The organism is Mesorhizobium sp. BAC0120 (genome assembly GCF_033542235.1).
Classification (GTDB): Bacteria; Pseudomonadota; Alphaproteobacteria; order Rhizobiales; family Rhizobiaceae; genus JAWRCU01.
Genome location: NZ_JAWRCU010000004.1, coordinates 478050 through 497350, shown reverse-complemented (window position 1 = coordinate 497350; position 19301 = coordinate 478050). Strand labels below are relative to the sequence as shown.

At 61.5% G+C, this 19301-nt stretch carries 18 protein-coding genes and 1 riboswitch; of the genes, 7 read left to right on the top strand and 11 right to left on the bottom strand.

From position 1 onward, the window contains the following. The first annotated feature begins 94 nt into the window (after nt 1–94). Complete coding sequence (locus SAZ10_RS12725; protein ID WP_318609581.1) at nt 95–1066, top strand: NAD(P)-dependent oxidoreductase; 972 nt, start codon at nt 95–97, stop codon at nt 1064–1066. 82 nt (nt 1067–1148) lie between these two features. Then, a riboswitch (FMN riboswitch) is annotated at nt 1149–1292 on the top strand. Nucleotides 1293–1369: 77 nt separating this feature from the next. After that, nucleotides 1370–1807 (top strand): 6,7-dimethyl-8-ribityllumazine synthase, encoded by a 438-nt coding sequence (locus SAZ10_RS12720; protein ID WP_318609580.1) that lies wholly within the window; start codon nt 1370–1372, stop codon nt 1805–1807. A 63-nt stretch (nt 1808–1870) separates the two neighbouring features. On the opposite strand, the gene SAZ10_RS12715 is transcribed toward SAZ10_RS12720, so the two are convergent. After that, nucleotides 1871–2512 carry a ThuA domain-containing protein gene (locus tag SAZ10_RS12715; protein WP_318609579.1) on the bottom strand — a complete coding sequence of 214 codons (642 nt, stop codon included), beginning with the start codon at nt 2510–2512 and terminating at the stop codon, nt 1871–1873. Nucleotides 2513–2851: 339 nt separating this feature from the next. Between SAZ10_RS12715 and SAZ10_RS12710 the strand changes: the two genes are divergently transcribed. Then, nucleotides 2852–3628: a metallophosphoesterase gene (locus tag SAZ10_RS12710; protein ID WP_318609578.1), complete on the top strand. Its 777-nt coding sequence runs from the start codon at nt 2852–2854 to the stop codon at nt 3626–3628. A gap of 7 nt (nt 3629–3635) precedes the next feature. On the opposite strand, the gene SAZ10_RS12705 is transcribed toward SAZ10_RS12710, so the two are convergent. From SAZ10_RS12705 to SAZ10_RS12660, 10 genes are all read right to left on the bottom strand, one after another. Further along, entirely contained in the window at nt 3636–6062 is a 2427-nt protein-coding gene (locus SAZ10_RS12705) for a polysaccharide biosynthesis tyrosine autokinase (protein ID WP_318609577.1), read from the bottom strand. Nucleotides 6063–6166: 104 nt separating this feature from the next. Next, on the bottom strand, nt 6167–7063 hold the full coding sequence (locus SAZ10_RS12700) for a UTP--glucose-1-phosphate uridylyltransferase (protein ID WP_318609576.1): 897 nt from the start codon (nt 7061–7063) through the stop codon (nt 6167–6169). Between the two features lie 55 nt (nt 7064–7118). Continuing rightward, on the bottom strand, nt 7119–8078 hold the full coding sequence (locus tag SAZ10_RS12695) for a glycosyltransferase family 2 protein (protein ID WP_318609575.1): 960 nt from the start codon (nt 8076–8078) through the stop codon (nt 7119–7121). Beyond that, nucleotides 8068–9021 carry a glycosyltransferase gene (locus SAZ10_RS12690; RefSeq protein ID WP_412535210.1) on the bottom strand — a complete coding sequence of 318 codons (954 nt, stop codon included), beginning with the start codon at nt 9019–9021 and terminating at the stop codon, nt 8068–8070. Before SAZ10_RS12690 ends, SAZ10_RS12695 begins: the two co-directional genes overlap by 11 nt. Further along, nucleotides 9021–9989 carry a glycosyltransferase family 2 protein gene (locus SAZ10_RS12685; RefSeq protein ID WP_318609573.1) on the bottom strand — a complete coding sequence of 323 codons (969 nt, stop codon included), beginning with the start codon at nt 9987–9989 and terminating at the stop codon, nt 9021–9023. Before SAZ10_RS12685 ends, SAZ10_RS12690 begins: the two co-directional genes overlap by 1 nt. A gap of 59 nt (nt 9990–10048) precedes the next feature. Continuing rightward, nucleotides 10049–11227 carry a glycosyl transferase family 1 gene (locus SAZ10_RS12680; RefSeq protein WP_318609572.1) on the bottom strand — a complete coding sequence of 393 codons (1179 nt, stop codon included), beginning with the start codon at nt 11225–11227 and terminating at the stop codon, nt 10049–10051. Nucleotides 11228–11235: 8 nt separating this feature from the next. Then, nucleotides 11236–12069 (bottom strand): glycoside hydrolase family 16 protein, encoded by an 834-nt coding sequence (locus SAZ10_RS12675; protein ID WP_412535204.1) that lies wholly within the window; start codon nt 12067–12069, stop codon nt 11236–11238. Nucleotides 12070–12206: 137 nt separating this feature from the next. Continuing rightward, nucleotides 12207–12566, bottom strand: a complete 360-nt coding sequence (locus SAZ10_RS12670; RefSeq protein WP_318609571.1) for a hypothetical protein — start codon at nt 12564–12566, stop codon at nt 12207–12209. Nucleotides 12567–12626: 60 nt separating this feature from the next. After that, on the bottom strand, nt 12627–13634 hold the full coding sequence (locus tag SAZ10_RS12665; protein ID WP_318609570.1) for a glycosyltransferase family 2 protein: 1008 nt from the start codon (nt 13632–13634) through the stop codon (nt 12627–12629). Nucleotides 13635–13780: 146 nt separating this feature from the next. Further along, nucleotides 13781–14077, bottom strand: coding sequence for an exopolysaccharide production repressor protein (locus SAZ10_RS12660; RefSeq protein ID WP_318609569.1), 297 nt, complete (start codon nt 14075–14077; stop codon nt 13781–13783). A 674-nt stretch (nt 14078–14751) separates the two neighbouring features. On the opposite strand from SAZ10_RS12660, the gene SAZ10_RS12655 reads away from it, so the two are divergent. The 4 genes from SAZ10_RS12655 to SAZ10_RS12640 all read left to right on the top strand — a co-directional run bounded on the left by SAZ10_RS12655 (nt 14752) and on the right by SAZ10_RS12640 (nt 19247). After that, on the top strand, nt 14752–15429 hold the full coding sequence (locus SAZ10_RS12655) for a sugar transferase (protein WP_318609568.1): 678 nt from the start codon (nt 14752–14754) through the stop codon (nt 15427–15429). 119 nt (nt 15430–15548) lie between these two features. Next, nucleotides 15549–16808 carry a polysaccharide biosynthesis/export family protein gene (locus tag SAZ10_RS12650; protein WP_412535209.1) on the top strand — a complete coding sequence of 420 codons (1260 nt, stop codon included), beginning with the start codon at nt 15549–15551 and terminating at the stop codon, nt 16806–16808. Between the two features lie 142 nt (nt 16809–16950). Continuing rightward, nucleotides 16951–18216 (top strand): O-antigen ligase, encoded by a 1266-nt coding sequence (locus SAZ10_RS12645; RefSeq protein ID WP_318609566.1) that lies wholly within the window; start codon nt 16951–16953, stop codon nt 18214–18216. Beyond that, complete coding sequence (locus SAZ10_RS12640; protein WP_318609565.1) at nt 18216–19247, top strand: acyltransferase; 1032 nt, start codon at nt 18216–18218, stop codon at nt 19245–19247. Before SAZ10_RS12645 ends, SAZ10_RS12640 begins: the two co-directional genes overlap by 1 nt. The last annotated feature ends 54 nt before the right edge of the window (nt 19248–19301 follow it).

Here is a 19301-nt window from a genome sequence, read left to right as displayed (position 1 = left end):
CAAATCGCTACAATGGTTCCAGCTAACGTGAACTGATGTTCCAACTGGACGCCGGCCGCTCAATCGGATCGGAGCGGCTTTTTCGGAGGAATGAATGTCCCGCGTCGTGATCATCGGCGGCAGCGGCCATGTCGGTACCTATCTGGTGCCGCGATTGGTGGAGGCCGGGTTCGAAGTCGTCAATATCAGCCGCGGTGCGCGCGAGCCTTACCAGCCGCATGCCGCTTGGAAGGCAGTGCGAACCGCAACGCTCGACCGTGACGCCGAGGAGAAGGCAGGCACGTTCGGCCGCAATATATGCGACCTCAAGCCCGACATCGTCATCGACATGATCTGCTTCCGGCTCGATTCGGCGAAGCACCTGGTCGAAGCGCTCCGTGGCCAGGTGCAGCACTTCCTGTCTTGCGGCACGATCTGGGTGCACGGCCCGAGCGTCGAGGTGCCTGCTTCCGAGAGCCAGCCGCGCCGGCCGTTCGGCGAATACGGAACCCAGAAGGCCGCGATCGAGGCTTTTCTGCTCGACGAGGCGCGCCGCAACGGCTTCCCGGCAACGATTGCGCATCCCGGCCACATCGTCGGGCCCGGCTGGGCGCCCCTCAATCCGGCCGGCCATTTCAACCCGGACGTCTTTTCGATACTCGCCAGGGGCGAGGAGCTAGCGCTGCCGAATTTCGGCATGGAGACTGTTCACCATGTCCATGCCGACGACGTCGCGCAGATGTTCATCAGGGCGATCTTCAACTGGAGCGCGTCGGTCGGCGAGGCCTTCCATACCGTGTCGCCTGCCGCAATCAGCCTGCGCGGCTATGCCGAAGCGGTTGCTGGCTGGTTCGGCCGCGAGCCGAAGCTCGTGTTCTTGCCCTGGCCGGAATGGAAGGCGAGGCAATCCGAGGAGGAGGCGCAGGCCACCTGGGAGCACATCTCCCGCAGCCCGAACAGCAGCATCGAGAAGGCGCGGCGCCTCCTCGGCTATGAGCCGCGCTACACGTCGCTCGAAGCCGTCTACGAGTCGGTCACCTGGCTGATCGAGAAAGGGATCGTCGAGACGTTCAGTCCGGTATCCTGACGCCTGATGGGAACAGCCCGGCAGAAACGGTCGGAGGCGCTTCTCGCATGTTGCCAGCCGGTCGTCTTCCGCATATTGCTTGCGGTGTTCTCAGGGCGGGGTGCAAGTCCCCACCGGCGGTATGCGACATCGTTGCGAGCCCGCGAGCGCCTTCCATTGGAAGGGTCGAGCAGATCAGGTGAGATGCCTGAGCCGACGGTAATAGTCCGGATGAAAGAGAACGGGCGATCTCTGGTGTCCTCAGGGACAAGCAGGATCGCGCGTGATCGCCTTGGGTGATGTGTCGCTACAAAGGAGATCACGATGACACCCACCCGTTATGCCTTCATCAAAGCCAACTGGCACCATGAAATCGTGGACCGGGCGCTCGATGGGTTTTGCGAGCTTGTGCCTGCCGAACAAGTCGACGTCTTTGATGTCCCGGGCGCGTTCGAACTGCCGCTGCTCTCGCGTGACCTTGCGGCTTCGGGACGGTATGCCGCCGTCGTGGCTGCCGCCTTCGTTGTCGATGGAGGGATTTATCGCCACGAGTTCGTCGCCCAGGCAGTCGTGGATGGATTGATGCGCGCCGGCATGGATACTGGCGTGCCGGTTCTCTCGGTTTCGCTCACGCCCCATCAGTATCGGGAGACCGAGCACCACACCCAGATCTACCGCGCCCATTTCGTCGAGAAAGGGCGTGAGGCTGCGAGGGCGGCTCTGATGATTGCCAAGACGCGCGCGTCCCTGGCGGCGGCATAGGGAATTCTGGAGGGGGCGGTGCCTCATGCGCTGCCCTCCCCATGTGCCGCCTCGTTCGGCCCCTCAGCGCGCCGCCCAATTCATGCCACGCCGCAGGATGGTGCGCATTTGCGGCACGTCGAACTCTTTGGCCTGATGGCCGAGCGATGAAAAGAACACCCGGCCGTGACCGTATTTGCGCTTCCAGACCACCGGCATGGTGACGCCGTTGATCCACCATGCATGGTCGCCCGAGAAAGTGGTCGTCGCCAGAACTTCGTTCGCGGGGTCGACATGCATGTAGTACTGCTCGGAACGGTAGGGGAAGCTGGAAATATCTTGCATCACCGGGTCGTCCGGGCGCGTGATGTCGACCCGGTAGTCGATGATGTCCCCGGGATGCGCAACCCACTGGCCGCCGACCACGAAGTGATAGTCCACGGATTCGCGGAAGGAATCGCCCATGCCGCCGTGATAGCCGGCAAGCCCGACGCCGCTCTCGACCGCCGAGGCGAGGTTCACCGCTTCCGCCTTCTCGATCTTCGACATGGTGATGATCGGCACGATCAGGCTTAAGTCGCGGATCGACGGGTCCGTGAAGACCTTGGTCGTGTTCTCCACGGCAACCGAGAAACCATCCTCCTCCAGCATGCCGCGGACGACAGCTGCGCCCTGCTCGGGCTCATGCCCCTCCCATCCGCCCCATACGATCAAAGCCTTGCGCATCGCGTCTCCTCCATCGCGAACCTGTCGAAGCAGGCGAGCCGTCTTCTCCCCCGTTGTCAAGAATGAAGCGGACGGATCCAGGCGGTCATCGGGCGATCCCGTTTCCGCGCATCGCCCTCCCCGGAAAACCATGACGTCGGCTCGGATCGGATTTGCTATTTCATGGAACGGCCTGATAAGGGAGCATGATCCTGAACCGAAGGTCAGCGCAGCACGAAGCTGCAGGTTTTTCGGTAAAGATCATGCTGCAAAAACAACGAGCTAGGCCCGGATGAATGCGTTCGTCTCGAATTCATCCCGCTCTCGCGCTCGAATTGAGCCGTCTATGCAAGGGATTCGATGAGGAAACTGGCCGGCCTTCTCGGCCTGAATAGAAGCCCGGGAAGGGAGAAGCGGGCACGGCTGCGGCTTGATACCGAAGGCATGGCCATCTATGCCGTCGGCGACGTGCATGGTTGCCTCGACCAGTTGCTTGCGCTGGAAGAAGCCATCGTAGCAGACGGGCGTTCCCTGCCGGGACGCAAGCTGATCATCATGCTCGGCGACTATGTCGACCGCGGCCCGGCGTCCGCACAGGTCATCGATCATCTGATTGCTCCGCCGCCGGCCGGTTTCGAGCGCATTTGCCTCACCGGCAATCACGACATGCTCATGCTCGACTATCTGGAAGGTCGAGCCACCCTGGGCGAATGGCTGCAAATGGGGGCCGGACCGACACTTCGCTCCTACGGCATAGACCGCGAGAGGCTGGCCCAGATCTACGGTTCGGCCAAGCAGGTCGACGACATGATCAGGCGCGCGATCCCCAACACGCATGCCGCCTTTCTGCGTTCGCTGCCGATCCTCGTGGATGCAAAGCGCTTCGTCTTCGTGCATGCCGGCATCCGCCCCGAGCTTCCACTCGACCAACAGTCCGACGACGACCTCGTTTTCATCCGCTCCGAATTTTACGAGCGCGCCCACCTGCTGAAAAAATACGTCGTGCATGGGCACACCCCCGTCAGCGAGGCCAAGCTCGAAGGCAGGCGCATCAACATCGATACCGGCGCCTGTTTCAGCGGACGGCTGACAGCCATCCGCATCTGGGGCAACAAAGGGAGTTACCTCACGACCTGACCGCCGCTCAACTCGTCCCGGTCATATCGACGTTGGGCGTATAGTACGCCGAATAGTGTTCGAAGTACTGCTCCGAGCTCCCGAAGCCGCCGTAGCGTGGCAGCTTCTTCATGTCGGTCTTGTTGAGGATGATGCCAAGCATCTTGGCCGCGAGTTGCGGTTCCGCGTTGAGCGTGGTGCGCACCAGCGCGCGTGGCGTCACGCCCCATTCGGTGACCAGCACAAGGCCGTCAGCCAGAGGTGCGAACGCCTTGGCGTCCACGACCGGCCCGAGCGGCGGCAGGTCGACGACGATATAGTCGTAGGCTTTGCGGGCTTCATTGACCAAATTGCGCATACCGGGCCCCGAGATCAGCTCGCTGGTATGCGACAGCCGTCCGCGGACCGCAGCCGGGATGATCGCGAGTGATGTCGAACGGTCGACCAGAACCGTGCTCTGCCAGCGCTGCTCCCCGACGATTGCCTCGACGAGGCCCTTGCCCGGCGTGAGCGACAGAGCACGGCTGAGCCCGGGATTCCGAAGGTCGCCATCGATCAACAACGTTCGAGCGCCATTGGCGGCGAGCAGGCCGGCGAAATTGGCGGCGATCGTCGTCTTGCCCTCGGTGGGCAAGATCGACACGAAGCCAACCACCTTGCACGGCCTGTCCTGAAGCACGACGTCGACGGCGAGCTTGGTGTTGCGCAGCGTCTCCGCAAAGGATGAGGACGGCTGGTTGACGGCGACGCGCAAGATTCGCGGCGCAACCGGGCTCGCCTGCTCCCGCGATTTTTCTTGGGCCTTGCCATTCGCAGGCTTGGGCGCCGCCGCAAATCGGGCGCCGATCATCGGCAGATAGCCGAGGAAGTTGATGTCGAGAGCGGCTCGGACATCTTCGGCCGTGCGGAAGAAGCGCTCCCGGAATTCCTGCAGTGCGCCGATCCCCGCTCCGGCCATGAGCCCGAGCACCATCGACAGCGCGAGCACAAGAGTCTTCTTGGGGCTCGAAGGCGAGACCGGATCGTCGGCCTCGGAGATCACCCGTGCCTTGGCGATCGGGAACGAGCGCTGCTGAGATGCCTCCTCGTGGCGTGACAGGAACGACTGATAGAGTGCCGAGAGCGCGTCGGCCTTCTGCTGCAGCTCGCGCATGCGCACAACATCCTGGCTCGTCTGCGAGCTTTGGCCGGACATCAGGCTGACATTGGCGCGCAGCGAATCCTCGCGCGTCTTGGCGACCTCGTATTGGGTGCGGAAGCTTTCGGTCAGCTGCTGCAGCTCATGATAGATCTGCTGGGTCAGCCCCGCCTGCTCGCGCCGGAGCGCGACCGCCTGGGGGTGATCCTCGCCGAATCGTGCCGCAATGTCGCTTTCACGCCTGCTGATGTCGAGATAGCGCGCCTTCAGATCGTTGATGAGCCCGGTGTTGCTGGCGCTCTCGCCCTTCTCGGTGGGAATGGTTGCATTCTTGACCGCGTTATCGGGTCCGCTGTCGATAATTGCCTTGAACTGGTTGTAGCGAGCAAGGGCGTTGGCAGTATCGGCCTGGGAGAGGATCAGCTGGTTGTTCAGGTCCGAAAGCTGCTGGTCCGAGATCAGCTCGCCGCGCGCCGAGGTCAGCCCATGCTCGGCACGGAATTTCTCGACTTCGAGAGCAGCCGCCTGCGAGCTGTCACGCAGCTCGGCAATCCTTTCCTGAAGCCAGACAGTCGCGCGTTGCGTGGCGTCGAAATTGGCATTGAGCTTGTCGTTGAGATAGGCATTGGCATAGGCCCGCGTGATCCTCCCGGCGAGATCGCGATCGTGATTCTGGTAGGTGAACTGGATCACGAAGCTCCGCCCGACCTGTTGGGCGTCCAGATCATTCTGCAGCAAATAGGCCGCCCTGCCGATCGCGGCATCTTCGGGCGATTCGCCAGGGGCCAGCGGCACGGGCGACGAGAACATGTTCGTCAGGCTTTTGATCTGTGACTTGAGCCACTCGAAAGGCGATTGCGGCGGGTTCATGAACGCGTCGTTGTTCTGCAGGTTCTCAGCGACCACGACAGCGCGCGCCAGCCTTTCCGATTTCAGGATTTCGACTTCGCTCAGGATCTCGATATCGGCCTGCTGCTGGGCAGGCAGCGAACTCTTGTCGTCAGCGAATCTGGTCAGGTTGTCATCGAGCAGGATGCTGGTCGCCGCCGTGTATTCAGGCGGCGTGATCACCAGGTAGAGAATTCCAAGCATGATTCCGAGCGCGCCACAAAGCGCGACCACTCTCATGCGCCTCAATCCAATCGTCGCCAATCGCTCGAGATCGATGAAGCGATCAGCGTCTTCGGACGCCATTGTCAGCCTGGTGCTCAACGGAAATCCCTGAACCATGGCATCGCGGGCGCGCGCGCTTCCGAACTCGACGGCGTCGGGTTCGCTTCCGGGCTTGAGCCGGGACGTGGCGTCAAAAACGTTCATACGGCGAGCCTGCCTTCTCGAGGATCTTTCAGCGGAGGGCCTCGTTCATGCCTGGCTGTCTGCACGGCCTGAAGCCCGGTTGGTCGTGCAGACAGCCGCCTTCCTCAGGCGGCAGCGCTACGGCGTTGCTGCGCGGCGATCATCTCGGCAATCGGCTCGAATACCAGTTCGCGCACATCGTCGCGGGCAAGCGCGAAGGCGACATTGGCTTGGATGAAACCCTCCTTCGAGCCGCAGTCGAATGTACGCCCCTCATAGGGCCGCGCGTGGAATTCCTGCCTTTGCGCAAGGCGCCGCATAGCGTCGGTGAGCTGGATTTCGCCGCCGGCGCCGCGCTCCTGTGTGCCGAGCAGCGCGAACACCTCGGGCTGCAAGACGTAACGCCCGGTGATGTAGAAGTTTGAGGGTGCTTCGGATGGGGAAGGCTTTTCCACCATTTCGGTTATGGCGAAGCCACGGCCGACCTCCTTGCCCTTGCCGACGATGCCGTATTTGTCGGTCTCCGTTGGATCGCATTGCTCGACCGCGATGACGTTGCCTCCGACACGCTGGTAAAGCTCTATCAGCCCGGCCAGGCAGCCACGCTCGCCGAAGGATATCATGTCGGGGAGCAGCAGCGCGAAAGGTTCGTCGCCGATGATGTCTCGGGCGCACCAGACCGCATGGCCCAATCCGAGCGGCTCCTGCTGGCGGGTGAAGCTGACTGCGCCGGCCGGCAGCTGCATCGCGTGCAGGGATGCGAGCGGAGCCGTTTTTCCCGATCGGGTCAGCGTATCATAGAGTTCCGGATGGATGTCGAAATAGTCTTCGATGACGTGCTTGTTGCGCCCCGTGACGAAGACGATGTGCTCGATGCCTGCCTCGAGCGCCTCATCCACCGCGTATTGCACGACCGGCCGGTCCACGACGGTCAGCATCTCCTTCGGCACAGCCTTGGTGGCTGGCAGGAAACGCGTTCCTAGACCGGCAACGGGTATGACAGCTTTTCTGACTTTCTTCATTTCCAGTTTCCCTGCACTTTGGGCCGCCCCGCCCATTCCTTATCTCCTTCGATCTTCAAGCCGATTGATCGAGGGGTCGCGCTCCGATGGATCGCGCGAACCGACGCAGCCTGGTTGCGATCGGCATTCTGAGGTGCCTTAGTGCCATTGGCCGGCGAAGCGCTGCCCCTGCCGCGTTGAGCAGGTTGCGGTTCTTGAGATGGCGAACTACGGCAAGAAACGCTGCAGCATCCTTGAGGCTGCGGGTTCGCCGCGCCTGCGCAGACCTTGCGGCCGCGTCCAGTCGGTGATCCCGCACGAAATCCGCATCGGCGGCAAGCATTGCTTCGACATGATGCACTTCGAGCACACGCGAAATGGATCCCGTGCGGATATGATAGCAATAGCCCGGGCGAGGCTCGACGACGCAACGGCCGCCTTTGGCGAGTGCTGAAGCGAGAAAGATGTAGTCCTCGCCGATGCGTAGCATCTCGTCGTAGCGCAGTGCGTTGTCTTCTATGAAACGCCGTTCGAAGATCGGCTTCATGTAGCCGAAGTTGAAGCTGCCCTCGAAGACCAGGTTCGAACCGATGAAGTCGGCCAGCGTCAGTTCAGGCAATCTCGCGAACAGCGCCGGCGCGAACATTGTCGTGCCCCGGCCAACCGTCTCCTGCACCACGTCGATATTGTCGACTGCGATCTGCGCACCGGCCTTCTCCGCGCGCAAAATCATGCGTGCCAGCCGATCCGGGTGGACCGTATCGTCGGAATCGAGCACCGCGATCCAGCGGCCGCGGGCGGCCGACAGCCCAGCGTTGCGTGCGCCGCCCGGGCCGCGGTTCTTCTCCAGCGCAACGACACGGATGCGCTCTGAGGGGAACGACTGGGCAATAGCGAGCGAACGGTCGGTTGAACAATCGTCGACAACGACCACCTCGACCGTGACGCCGCTCTGGCCGAGCGCGCTCTGGATCGCGCGGGCAAGGGTCGCCTCGGCATTATAGGCGGCGATGACGAAGCTGACGTCAGGCCGCATTGCCGCGCCTCCCCACAGGTTCTTCGCCATATTGTCGAATTTCGCGTACACCCATCAATCCGCTTACCACACCGGCATGCATAACGCCGCGAAGGGCATAGCGGTTGCGTAGCACGGGCGCGATCGCGAGCGCCGATGCCGCCGCAAAGCAATATGCGACCTTGGCGGCAGCCAGTCCGATCTGCGGCATCAGGCCGGAGGCGTCGCGCTGGTCGCCAATCAGCCGTCCATGCGTCTGGCCGAACCGGAAGCGACGTTTCGTAAGCCACGACAAGCGGGCTCGGCTGCCGGGCACCGTTTCGTGGACGACAGCCCTTGGAGCAAAAGCGATCTTGCCGCCGGCCCTGTGCAGATGCGTGAAATATTCGGTGTCTTCGCCGCCTGTCTGACCTAGCCCCAGGTCGAAGCGACGGCCTGCCACAAAAGACGAGGCGTGTCGCAGCATGACATTGCAGGTATAGCCAGTGCGGATCTCGCCGTTGACCCAGACCGGAGCGGTCGAATGGAAATCGCCCTTCCGCATCCAGACTGGCGCCTCATCGGAATAGACTGCATGCACTGGCCCGAGCACGGCGTCCGCCCCCGTGTCCTCGGCAACAGCCAGCAGCTCCGTCAGCCACTCTTTCGAAGCCGTCTCGTCGTCGTCGATGAAGGCAAGAAAATCGCCAGTGACATGATCCAGGCAGGCATTGCGCGCAATTGAGATGTTCGAAGCGGGGCAATGCACATAGACAGTCTCGAAAGGCAGTTCCGCAGAGAGCGCAGAGACTAGGTCGCGCGCGCTGGGCTCAACGTCGTTGTCGGCGACGATCAGTCTGACGACGACGTTGGCAGGCACAGCCATCGCGCCGATCGATCGCAGCGTGTCCTCCAGCTCGCGCCTGCGATAGGTGCACACGCAGACATCGATGCGCAAAGCCTCGCCTCTTCCGCGCGCCCGCATCATTGCACCCGCATCTCGCGCTTGCGAATTTCGAGGAGCTGCAGCCAGAACCCGGCCGACCAGGCGAGATGCATGACCATCGCCGAGAATCCAACCAGCGGCCCGTAGGGATTGCGCTGGCCGACGGCCATCCATGCGCCGTAACCGAGGCAGGCGGCCGCCCAGAGACAAGCTGGCACCAGCGCCACCCAGCTCAGCAGCGCCAGCGAAGCGCCGGCCACCATCGGGGCCACCATGAGGGGGATCATCTGCCGGATCTTCGGCATGGCGCGATGCTTCAGGATGTTTCTTGCGCGTCCTCTGCCGTAGCCGAGATATTGCCGGAAAAGTGCGGGCACGGACGCACGCGGATAATAGACCATGAAGGTCTTGTCCGTCATCCAGATACGATAGCTGGCGCTCCTCAGGCGAAAGTCGAGCTCCGCGTCCTCATTGTGAGTGAAGCTCTCGTCGTAGCCGCCGACGGCACGAAAGGCGGCTGTGCGTATTAGCGCATGGTGGCCATGGTCTGTCCAATGGCCTTTGGCGCCTTGGCGATGTGGCGAGCCGCCATTGCCGAGAACCGAATTCTGAGCAATCGCAGTGGCTTTCTGGAAGACGCTGAAGCCGCGCGTCATCATTGAGACGACGACCGAATCCGCACCCGTCGCCTCGGCGTCTTCGATGAGCAGGTCGCAATAGTCCGGGGGATAGTCGGCATGCGCATCGATCCGGATGAAGCTCTGGAAATCATTGCCGAAGGTCTCGACTGCCAGATTGACGGCGGCGCTCTGGATCCTCTTGGGGTTCGGCAAGAGCACGATGCGCGGGTCGGCAGCAGCGATCTCCTCGACAATCCGCTGCGTCCCGTCGGTACTGCCGCCGTCGGCGACCACGATTTTCAGGCCGAGCCGCGCGGCGGACGGCGCAAGTTTCCCGATGAGCGCCTCGATATGCTCCGCCTCGTTGAGGCAGGGGATCACGACCATGCACGGCGTTGCCGGCGAGGTTTGCATCGGGATCGCTGGTTTTGTTGCCCCCGCCACGGTCATGCCGCCTGCATTACGGGTTCGGGCGCCGCCGTCAGCTCTCTCAGGCGCTCGACGAGGGCGCGGCAGTCGCGGGCGTCGCACACCCAGGTCCCGCGGTCCTCGGCCAGCACCCTGCCGCGCAAGGCGGCGTATCTCTCGGCGTCGAAGCTGTCGAAAAGCTTCATGACCGAGGCGACGGAAGCTTCGTCGAGCAGGAGCCCTAGATGCCGCTCTGCCAGAAACCGGCCGGTCTCGGTGCCACGCATGGCGATCGGCACCGTGCCGTGCCGACAGCCTTCATAGAGCCTGTTGGGCAGCAGCCAATTGGAGTTGAGCCCTTCCTCGAAGAAGTCGATTGCCCAAGAGAAGTGCACTTCGCCGTAAATATCGGCGAGATCTTCCGGATTGCGGTAGCCACCTTCGAAGCGCATGTGCGGCTGGCCGGCAACGAAGCCGTCGAAATCCGGAAACTCGGAATAGGCGGGCCGGCCGCGGAGCACAACATCGAAACGGCCCTCCATCCTGTGCGTGAACGCTGCGAGCAACTCGAGCGACTTGCGGCACCGCAAGGCGCCAAACCAGCCGATTGTCCACGGCTCGCCGCCCTGAGGCGCTCTCACCTGCCGACGCACGTCGGAGGGCTCTCCGGCAAGTTCCAGCACCTTGTTATGGAGAAGCGCCACCGGCGCGTCGATCTGCCTGAAACGCTGAAAATAGTCGCGCACGAAAGCCGGCGAGCTCGTCATCAGAAGCACAGCGTTGCGGCCGAGCACTCGCTCGGCGCCGCGCATCGCCCGAGAGATGCCGTTCTGCCCGAGCAGGAGCCGGTGGATATCGAGGCATTCGTAGACGATGGGGATATTGGCCGAAAACAGCGCGCGCGCGCGCTTGGCCAGCGCCAGCATTTCCAGGTTGCGGCCGATGATGACGTCCGGCCGGCGGACAGTTCTGAGCTTGGCGCCGAGCGATAGCGCCGCCTTGGCGACCGCCACGAGGCGCTGTGCGAACTTGCCGTCTGCCGTCCGGCCGAGATCTATGGGCGACATCGCCTCCAGTCCCGGAACCACGGTCGCCGCCCGCCGGAATCCGGCCAGCGTCACCTGCGCGCCGCCGGCCTGCAGCATGATGACCCGCCGCCGAACTGCCGGGTCGGACAGGTCATGCACGAAATAGAGGACATGCAGCTTGGGACTCATCGAGCGAACTAATCCTGCAAACATGCCACCGATTCGGAAAATTGGCAGGCGTCGCCCAGCGCGGTGAAAGCGATACGATCTATTTCGGCCGTGACCGGGCCGTCAAAATCGGCGAGCGTTCCCATCCACGACTTCAGCTTGTCGCTGCTCCACAGACTGACGTAGATCTTCGAGGGATGGCTGGGCAGCTTGGCCGGGTCGGTCGCCTCCCCTACAAGCTGGCCGTCGACAAACCAGCGGATTCTATCCTTCTCCCAAACGAAGGCGTAGTCGTGGAAATCCTGATCGGCCCCACCGGGAACATCGACCAGTTTCTGGTCGCCGACTTCCTTGCCGTTGACGAACTGGTTGATCTGCACCTTCGCCGGGTTCTTCCCGAGCACCTCGAAATCGATTTCGTCGTGTGGCTGCTTATGGACGGGCCCGATATAGCTGAAGAAGCCGGTGTTGAGCCCTGAGCCGGCGGCCGCCTTCATGCGGACCTCATAAGTGCCGTAGCCGAAACGTTGATTGGTCTGGATCTCCGCGCAGACGTAATCGCGGTCTTTGTATTTCTGTTTCTGGAAAGTCAGCCGCAGAACGCCGTCGGCTGCCCTCACCTGGTTTTTCGACCATGTGCAGTTTTGATGGTCTCCGTTCGACCAGCCGTCGGAGATATACCACCGCTTGGTGCTTAAATTATCGAAAGTCTCGACGAAGGACTCCCCTGTCGTGACCTCCCCGGCATGAGCGGCGGGAGCACCGCCAATGCCGGACAGAATCGGCGCACAGGCGCCGAAGACGAGGGACGTGATGCCGCGTCGCTTGTTATAGGTCGTATTTTCAATCACGAGATCGGCCACCTCTTCCTGGCCAATCCCCCCGCCGCTTAGTTATGCTGCACTGCACATAGAGCGGTGGAAAGATGAGAAAATGACGGCGCGCTCCGAACTCGGTAAACTTTTGTAATCGTCGGTAAAAATAGCTCTCGGCATCATTCTTAAGCTGGAGCTTTATCTCCCGTATTCTGTTGAGAAAACAGCTCGACCCTGGAGTCGAGATCGGTAACGAATTCGATCTGCTCCTCCAGCGACGCGATGCGTTTGGTGTAGTGGATCATCGTCTCCGTCATGTCGTCGATTTTCGACGACAAGCCTGGGCTTGCGCTGTCGTCTTCCAGGGCCAATTGGGAAAAGGCAGCGTCGGCCGTCACCTTCTCGTAGCGGTCGCGAAGCCCCTCTCTCTCCCGCTCCATCTCGACGCGGATATCACGCAAGGAATGTCGAAGTCGCTGCATGCGGTCGAGGTCGGTGTCGCGGTCGCGTTGGGGGCTTCTCACTCGAAATCGGGAAAGTGCCATCGGTCGGTCCCTTCGAAATTTGCTCGCAGCCAACTCCTGCAAATTCAGATTCGGCGAATTTCACAAGCGCGAGACTGGCCGCCCCTCCAGGAGATAACGAGGGCCGGCCGCCTTCTCGGCCGCAGCGCCATGCCGCGCCGTCAAGGCATCGAGCTTGTCGGCCGCAATGCCGCCGACGATCGCCGGTAGCGCCGCCGGCCTTGCCAGCGCCCGAAGGCCGGCACTCAGCAACCCGATCTCGGCCTTGACGTCGAGGAACCGGCGCAACTCGTAGCGGCCGCGTACATGGCGCTCGTGCTGGCTGAACAGGGATCTCGCGTCGCCGGGGAGGTCCGGCGAAGCAAGGATCGCCCGGTCCGCCTCGTAGAGCCGTTTGAGGTCGAGCGTCCTGTGCTTGCCGCTGAGCGAATCCGGGCGCACGATGGCGCCGTAGCCGCAGCCATGTACGACCTTGTAACGCGCGCCTTTCAGCAGCGCTCGTGCATAGAGGTCGTAGTCCTCCCCCAGCCGCAGATCTTCCCGGTAACGAAGCTTGTGCGCGTCGAGAAACGCCCGGCGCATTACCGGCTTCAGGAACCCGATTTCGCCGCGCGATGCACCGCGCTTGGAGATGTTTCCCTCCACGAAACCTCGCAGGTCGAGAAAGCGTGGCGTCGCCTCGAATTCCGGCACATCCAGCTCGAGGCCGTCACTGCGCGAATCGATAAAGACGATGTTGTCGGCGACGAAGTCCCAATCCTGCCTGTCGAGCAACCTGCCGAATCGGCCCTTCAGGAAGAAGTCGTCCGCGTCGAGGATTGCGATCAGCGGAGCGCTGGAATGGGCGATCGCATGATTCCTGGCAAAGGCTGGGCCCCTGTTCCGGTCGAGGCTCAGCACCTGCAGGCGACCGCTGCCGTCATCAGCCGCACGTGCGGTTTGTACGGTGTCGTCGGTGGAACCGTCGTCGACCACCACCACCTCCGCAACTTGCGACTCTCGCAAGGCCGAGCGGATAGAACGCCCGATCGTGCCGGACGCGTTCTTGGCTGCGATGATGGTGCATACCGTAGCGGTGGATGAAGACATGCCGCCTCTATCAATCTTGCCCGCCGCCCTTGTCCAACTAATCTAAAGCGGGGGCGCACCGGTCAAGAGCCGGCACAATACTGCAAAGGCAGATAGAGGCAGATTCTTCGCAGCTGCAAAAGGCAATTTCGTGAAAAGGTGCAGGCTCAGGGATGGCGCGAGCGGGGTGCGCTCGGCAGATGGCTCACGCTGGCCGCCGCCTGTTCGTCTTTAGGTAGTGTCTGCATGGTTTCGATTGCAACCGCGCCCATTCGGCTTTTCGGCGTTTTGGCCGCACGCCAGACAAGGAAAAGCACCGCTGCAAAGTAGCCGATCTGCACCAGAACCGCGACAACTAAGGTCTCGATAAATGTCGTCCAAGCCGATCCTGTAATAACATAGGTCGTCGCAGCAAAGACCAGAAGCAAACCAACGAAGCCGCGCAGAAAAAGCGGGAAGGACATTGCTATCCCACCCTATGCCATGCACGTTGTCGTGCATCAAAACCCATACCGGACGCCTCCCACCAAGCATACGTCGCGGTCTGGTATCCGGCAGGAGTGCCGATCATCTTCGGGGCCGGACGGCCACACCAACACACGTGTGCACTCCGTATATATTCGGCTTGGCCTTTGGGTACAACCCGGAGGTTAGGTTCCTTCCCCATGCCGCCTTTGGCAAACCAATCGTTTGAGCCACCATGATTGTGCGGCGCAACAATGAGCTGAACCAACTCTCTGAACTCAAACCGAAAGATACTTTAACAAAGGAGAATCAAACGAATTGCTAACACAGATCCGAAATTACTATTAAACAAGGGAAGGATAGTTTAATTTTTCGATCAGCGATAAACGCGCAAGGCCAGTTTTCTTCATTATGCACAACCAGTCATATTCCTAGCCGACAAACTTCAGGTTGGAGGCTTCCATTAAAAATCGCGCGACGATCATTCAATATGACTACGTGTTACAAAATATGATCAGAAAAACCTCGGTTTTGAGAATTTTATCGCATCCCTAACCTGTTCCTTCCGGTTCAGCGCCCTATTAATGTCGTGGTTGTTGCGTTGCAGCATCGCACGCGGCTTGGGAGTATCTCAACATGGGCACCGGGGCACCCTTCATCGTGGAGCAACATAATGAGATATGCCGCCAGACTGGCCGACTGGTCCCGCCACCGATCGGCAGCCGCCGACCTGCCCCCGGTTGGAGGACTCTATAAACGCATCTTCGACATCATCGTCGCGGCCCTGGCTATCCTTGTTTTGAGTCCGTTACTGGCAATGCTGGCCCTGTTGATCAAGCTAGCCGACGGCGGCAAGGTCTTTTACGGCCATAAGCGAATCGGGCGGAACGGCAACGTCTTTCATTGCCTGAAATTCCGTACCATGGTCGAAAACGGCGACGAGGTGCTCACGGCTCACTTCGCCCGCAACCCGGAGGCTCGCCAAGAGTGGCTTGCCACGCGCAAGCTTCAGGACGATCCGCGGGTGACGCCTGTAGGCTACGTGTTGCGCAAGCTCAGTCTCGACGAGCTGCCGCAGGTCTTCAATATCCTGCTGGGGCACATGAGCTTCGTCGGGCCGCGCCCGGTGGTGAAGGACGAACTCGAGCTCTATGGCTCGGCGGCGGATCATTACTTGAGAACGCGGCCCGGCCTGACTGGCCTGTGGCAGGTCAGCGGACGCAACGACGTCTCCTACGGAACGCGGGTCGCCTTCGACCAGCACTATGTGGAGAACTGGTCGTTCACCACCGACCTGAAGATCATTGCCATGACGGTACCGGCCGTGTTTTCGTCGCGTGGCAGCTACTGATCTGTGCTTGGCTCGCGGCAGGGCGGGACTCGACCGTCCGTCCTGCCCGGCCGCTCTTGACGATCATTTGATTTCGGGAAAGGCAGGCAGTGAAAAGGCGACAAGCGGTATTCCAGATCATGCAGCCGGCTATCGGGCTGCTTCTCGCCGCCATGGCGGCATTCACGTTCATGCTTGCGGTGACCGCAAGCGCTTCAGCCGAGACTACGGACTATCCGCTGGGCACCATGGACAGGCTGCGCATACGCGTCGCCGAATGGCGGACCGCGGAGGGCGCCGTGCGCGACTGGTCGTCTATGAGCGGTGAATATACGGTCGGCCCTTCGGGCAACATATCGCTGCCCTTCGTCGGCGAGATGCCTGTTGCCGGCAAGACGACCGCGGAAGTCGCCACCAAGATCAGCGACGAGCTTCAGCAGAAGTTCGGCCTTCTCGATCGCCCCGATGCCTCTGTGGAGCTTGCTGAATACCGGCCTATCTTCGTCTCGGGCGATGTGCAGACGCCGGGCAAGTACCCTTATGCGCCGGGCCTGACTGTGCTGAAAGCGCTCAGCTTGGCGAGCGGGCTGCGTCATGCCGATACCGGCCAGAGATTCGCACGCGACTTCATTAATGCCCGCGGAAATTACGATGTGCTCGTGGCCCAGAGGGACGGCCTCATCGCCAGACGCGCCCGTTTGATCGCCGAGGCCGAAGGAAGCGCCCAGATCGATTTCCCGAAAGAGCTTCAGCAGAGCGCCATAGGCAAGAAGTTGATGGCTGACGAGTCCGCCTACAAGGAAGCGCGGGAGAGAAGGCTCAAAGTTCAGCTCGACGCGCTCAGCGACCTGAAATCGATACTGCAGGCCGAAGTCGAATCGCTGGAAAAGAACATGGCCACCCAGAACCGCCAGATCGACCTGTCGAAGAAGGAACTCGCCAGCGTCGGCAGCCTCGCCCAGAAGGGGCTTGTCGTGAATGACAGGATCCTCACGCTCGAGCGGCAGACCGCCGATCTGGAAGGCAAGGTTCTCAATATGGAGACCGCATCCCTGCAGGCCAAGCAGGCCATCAGCAAGGCATCGCAGGATGCGACGAACCTGCAAACCGACCGAGCGACCCAGATCGACCAGGACCGCCAGCAGGCCGAAGCCGATCTTCGGGAGGCCGAGCTGAAAATCCAGATGTACAGGGATCTCATGGGCGAGGCAATGGAGCAGGATCCTTCAGCAGCCGTTGGGGCCGGCAGCACCTATGCCAGGGACGTCACCTACTCGATTGTGCGTGAGGCCGACGGCAAGGCGACGGAGATCCAGGCCGACGAGAACACGGCCGTCCTGCCGGGCGACGTCATCAAGGTGAGCATAGCTGTCGCTCCTGCTTCCGCTAATTCGAACTAGCGCGCCGGGCCGAAACAGTGCGTAACGGCTTTCGGACAAATCCGATGCCTGAACCGAGAGTCAGACTGGCGCGAGGATTCAATCTGGTCGCGTGCCGCTCTGACAACGGCGGTCGGCTCGCCGCTCGGCGCCAGCCACGAGCATGAAGATCGCCAAGGCATATTTCGTCAGCCCGGACCGAAGTACCGGCTATGGCGTCGTAGCGATTTCGATCTCCTTCTTCGTGTTCGCCTATTCGACACGCTTCGGCCAAGTCTCGATCCTGGCTTTTTATGCGGTGTGGTTCCCCCTCATTCTAGTCGATTACCGCCAGTCGTTGGGCAACTACCTGAAGTTCCACTGGATCATCGGCTTTGCGGTGCTCGCCTGCCTGTCGGTGTTCTGGTCGGCCGCGCCCGGCGCTACGGCACGCGCCTGCCTCCAATATGCCTCGCACATCGTCTGCGCCCTGATTGCGGCCCGCACCATGAGCGTCAGGACACTGACGATCGGAGCGTTGGGCGGCGTGTCACTGGTCGTGCTCTATTCGCTCGCGTTCGGCCAATATTCGTACGACCCGCTCGACAACGAATACACCTTCGTCGGAGCATTCGCATCCAAGAACCAGCTCGGCTTCTATGCCTCGCTGGGCATCTATTTCGCCTTCATCTTGGTGTTCGTCCTGCGCGAGCGTGGCGTCTGGCGCATTCTCGCCGGCATATGCACCATGCTGTCCGGCTACGCGCTCCTGGTATCCCATTCGGCAACCTCGATCATATCCATCGCAGGCACGCTGGGCGTGATGACCGGCCTCGGGGTGATTCTCCTGTTCGCGCCACACGCAAGAAAAGGGCTGCTGCTTTTCGGCATTGTGGTTGGCTTTGGCGTCGCCTTGATCGGGCTTAACGCCGGCGGCCTCAACCTGCTTTTGGGGGCTTTCGGCAAGAATACGACGCTGACGGGCCGCACCTATCTCTGGCAGCAGGGCTTGCTGGCATGGCACCAAGCCCCGCTGCTCGGCGTCGGCTACTATGCCTACTGGGTGCAGGGCTTTGCGGACGCAGAGCGCCTCTGGCAGGAATTCTACATCACCGCGCGAACCGGCTTCCATTTCCACAACACCTATATCGAAACTCTGGTGGAGCTCGGGGTCGTGGGCCTTGTGCTGATCAGCACCATCATTCTTCGAGTCCTTCTCGGCCACCTGACCAAGCTCCTCGACGACCGAAACGATCGCACCTCCTACATCATGTTCGGCATATCGATGCTGCTCGTCGTGCGATCCTTCTTCGAGGTCGACGTGCTCAATGCCTATCAGGTCGGCTCGTTCCTGCTCTATTACGCAGCCGGACTGCTGGCGACGCCGCAACGGGCAAATCTACCGGCATATCGTGCAATGCGCTTTCGGCCCGGCATGCGCCAGGCTTGATGAAAAAGCTCTACGGCATCCAGTACCTGCGCGCTTGCGCTGCCCTTGCCGTTGTCGCCTTCCACGCGGCCGAACGAACAGGTGGGCACTTTGCAATTGGTGCCGCCGGCGTCGACGTCTTCTTCGTGGTCAGCGGTTTCATCATGTGGGTGATCTCCGAAACCCGCCGGACCACACCGGCCCAGTTCCTCCGGGAGCGGGTGCAGCGCATCGTACCGATCTACTGGGCCGCGACCGGCGTCATGATCGTTGGCGCGCTTGCTGGCCTGTTCCCCAATCTCAAGCTCACGCTGGCACACGTGCTGGAGTCGCTCTTCTTCGTTCCGCACCGCTCGCCGAGCAACGGCGAGATCTGGCCGATACTGATTCAGGGCTGGACCTTGAACTACGAGATGTTCTTCTACGTCATCTTCGCCGGCGCGCTGTTCCTGCCCCCGAAAGCTCGGCTCGCGGCGCTGACCGCCACCTTCATCCTGCTGGTGGCCTCGGGCCTGCTCGTCGATGGCGGCAACGACGTCGTGCTGACCTACACCGATCCCATCATTCTCGAATTCCTGCTCGGCGCCTTGATCGCCAAGCTCTGGCTCGCCGGCAGGATGCCGCAGCCAATGACAGGCCTTGGGCTGATCGCTGTCGCGCTGCTGGGCTTCGCCATCGTCGGTACGACTCACATCGGATTTGGACCGCTGGTCTTCGGGCCATTGGCGGCTGCGCTCGTAGTCGGCACGCTTGCACTGGAGAAGGCGGGAGCATTCGGCCGTATCGCGCCGCTGACCTATCTCGGCGATAGTTCCTACTCGATCTATCTCTGGCACACGCTGGCAATATCGGTCGTGGCGAAGCTCGCGGGTTTTGTGTCTATGCCATTTCTGCCGTGGCTCGTCATTGCACTTCTGGCCGGCACGGCTATCGGAGTTTTTTGCTACGAATTCCTGGAAAAACCGCTGACCGCCGCTTTCAAACGCGGCAGGCGGCGCAGCGAAAGACTGGACCCGGCAGTACCGGCCGGCGACACCGGACCGCAGCTCTGAGACTCCCTGCAACGCTCAGACAACCACGCAGGGCTTCGGCCCGTTTCACAAAAT

Excerpts from the sequence above, each read along its gene's own strand:
- SAZ10_RS12705 (WP_318609577.1), bottom strand. The coding sequence starts at position 6,062 with ATGAACGTTTTTGACGCCACGTCCCGGCTCAAGCCCGGAAGCGAACCC.
- SAZ10_RS12700 (WP_318609576.1), bottom strand. The coding sequence starts at position 7,063 with ATGAAGAAAGTCAGAAAAGCTGTCATACCCGTTGCCGGTCTAGGAACG.
- SAZ10_RS12690 (WP_412535210.1), bottom strand. The coding sequence starts at position 9,021 with ATGCGGGCGCGCGGAAGAGGCGAGGCTTTGCGCATCGATGTCTGCGTG.
- SAZ10_RS12660 (WP_318609569.1), bottom strand. The coding sequence starts at position 14,077 with ATGTCCTTCCCGCTTTTTCTGCGCGGCTTCGTTGGTTTGCTTCTGGTC.
- SAZ10_RS12695 (WP_318609575.1), bottom strand. The coding sequence starts at position 8,078 with ATGCGGCCTGACGTCAGCTTCGTCATCGCCGCCTATAATGCCGAGGCG.
- SAZ10_RS12665 (WP_318609570.1), bottom strand. The coding sequence starts at position 13,634 with ATGTCTTCATCCACCGCTACGGTATGCACCATCATCGCAGCCAAGAAC.
- SAZ10_RS12655 (WP_318609568.1), top strand. The coding sequence starts at position 14,752 with ATGAGATATGCCGCCAGACTGGCCGACTGGTCCCGCCACCGATCGGCA.
- SAZ10_RS12685 (WP_318609573.1), bottom strand. The coding sequence starts at position 9,989 with ATGGTCGTGATCCCCTGCCTCAACGAGGCGGAGCATATCGAGGCGCTC.
- SAZ10_RS12670 (WP_318609571.1), bottom strand. The coding sequence starts at position 12,566 with ATGGCACTTTCCCGATTTCGAGTGAGAAGCCCCCAACGCGACCGCGAC.
- SAZ10_RS12645 (WP_318609566.1), top strand. The coding sequence starts at position 16,951 with ATGAAGATCGCCAAGGCATATTTCGTCAGCCCGGACCGAAGTACCGGC.
- SAZ10_RS12715 (WP_318609579.1), bottom strand. The coding sequence starts at position 2,512 with ATGCGCAAGGCTTTGATCGTATGGGGCGGATGGGAGGGGCATGAGCCC.
- SAZ10_RS12720 (WP_318609580.1), top strand. The coding sequence starts at position 1,370 with ATGACACCCACCCGTTATGCCTTCATCAAAGCCAACTGGCACCATGAA.
- SAZ10_RS12640 (WP_318609565.1), top strand. The coding sequence starts at position 18,216 with ATGAAAAAGCTCTACGGCATCCAGTACCTGCGCGCTTGCGCTGCCCTT.
- SAZ10_RS12680 (WP_318609572.1), bottom strand. The coding sequence starts at position 11,227 with ATGAGTCCCAAGCTGCATGTCCTCTATTTCGTGCATGACCTGTCCGAC.
- SAZ10_RS12710 (WP_318609578.1), top strand. The coding sequence starts at position 2,852 with ATGAGGAAACTGGCCGGCCTTCTCGGCCTGAATAGAAGCCCGGGAAGG.
- SAZ10_RS12650 (WP_412535209.1), top strand. The coding sequence starts at position 15,549 with ATGCAGCCGGCTATCGGGCTGCTTCTCGCCGCCATGGCGGCATTCACG.
- SAZ10_RS12725 (WP_318609581.1), top strand. The coding sequence starts at position 95 with ATGTCCCGCGTCGTGATCATCGGCGGCAGCGGCCATGTCGGTACCTAT.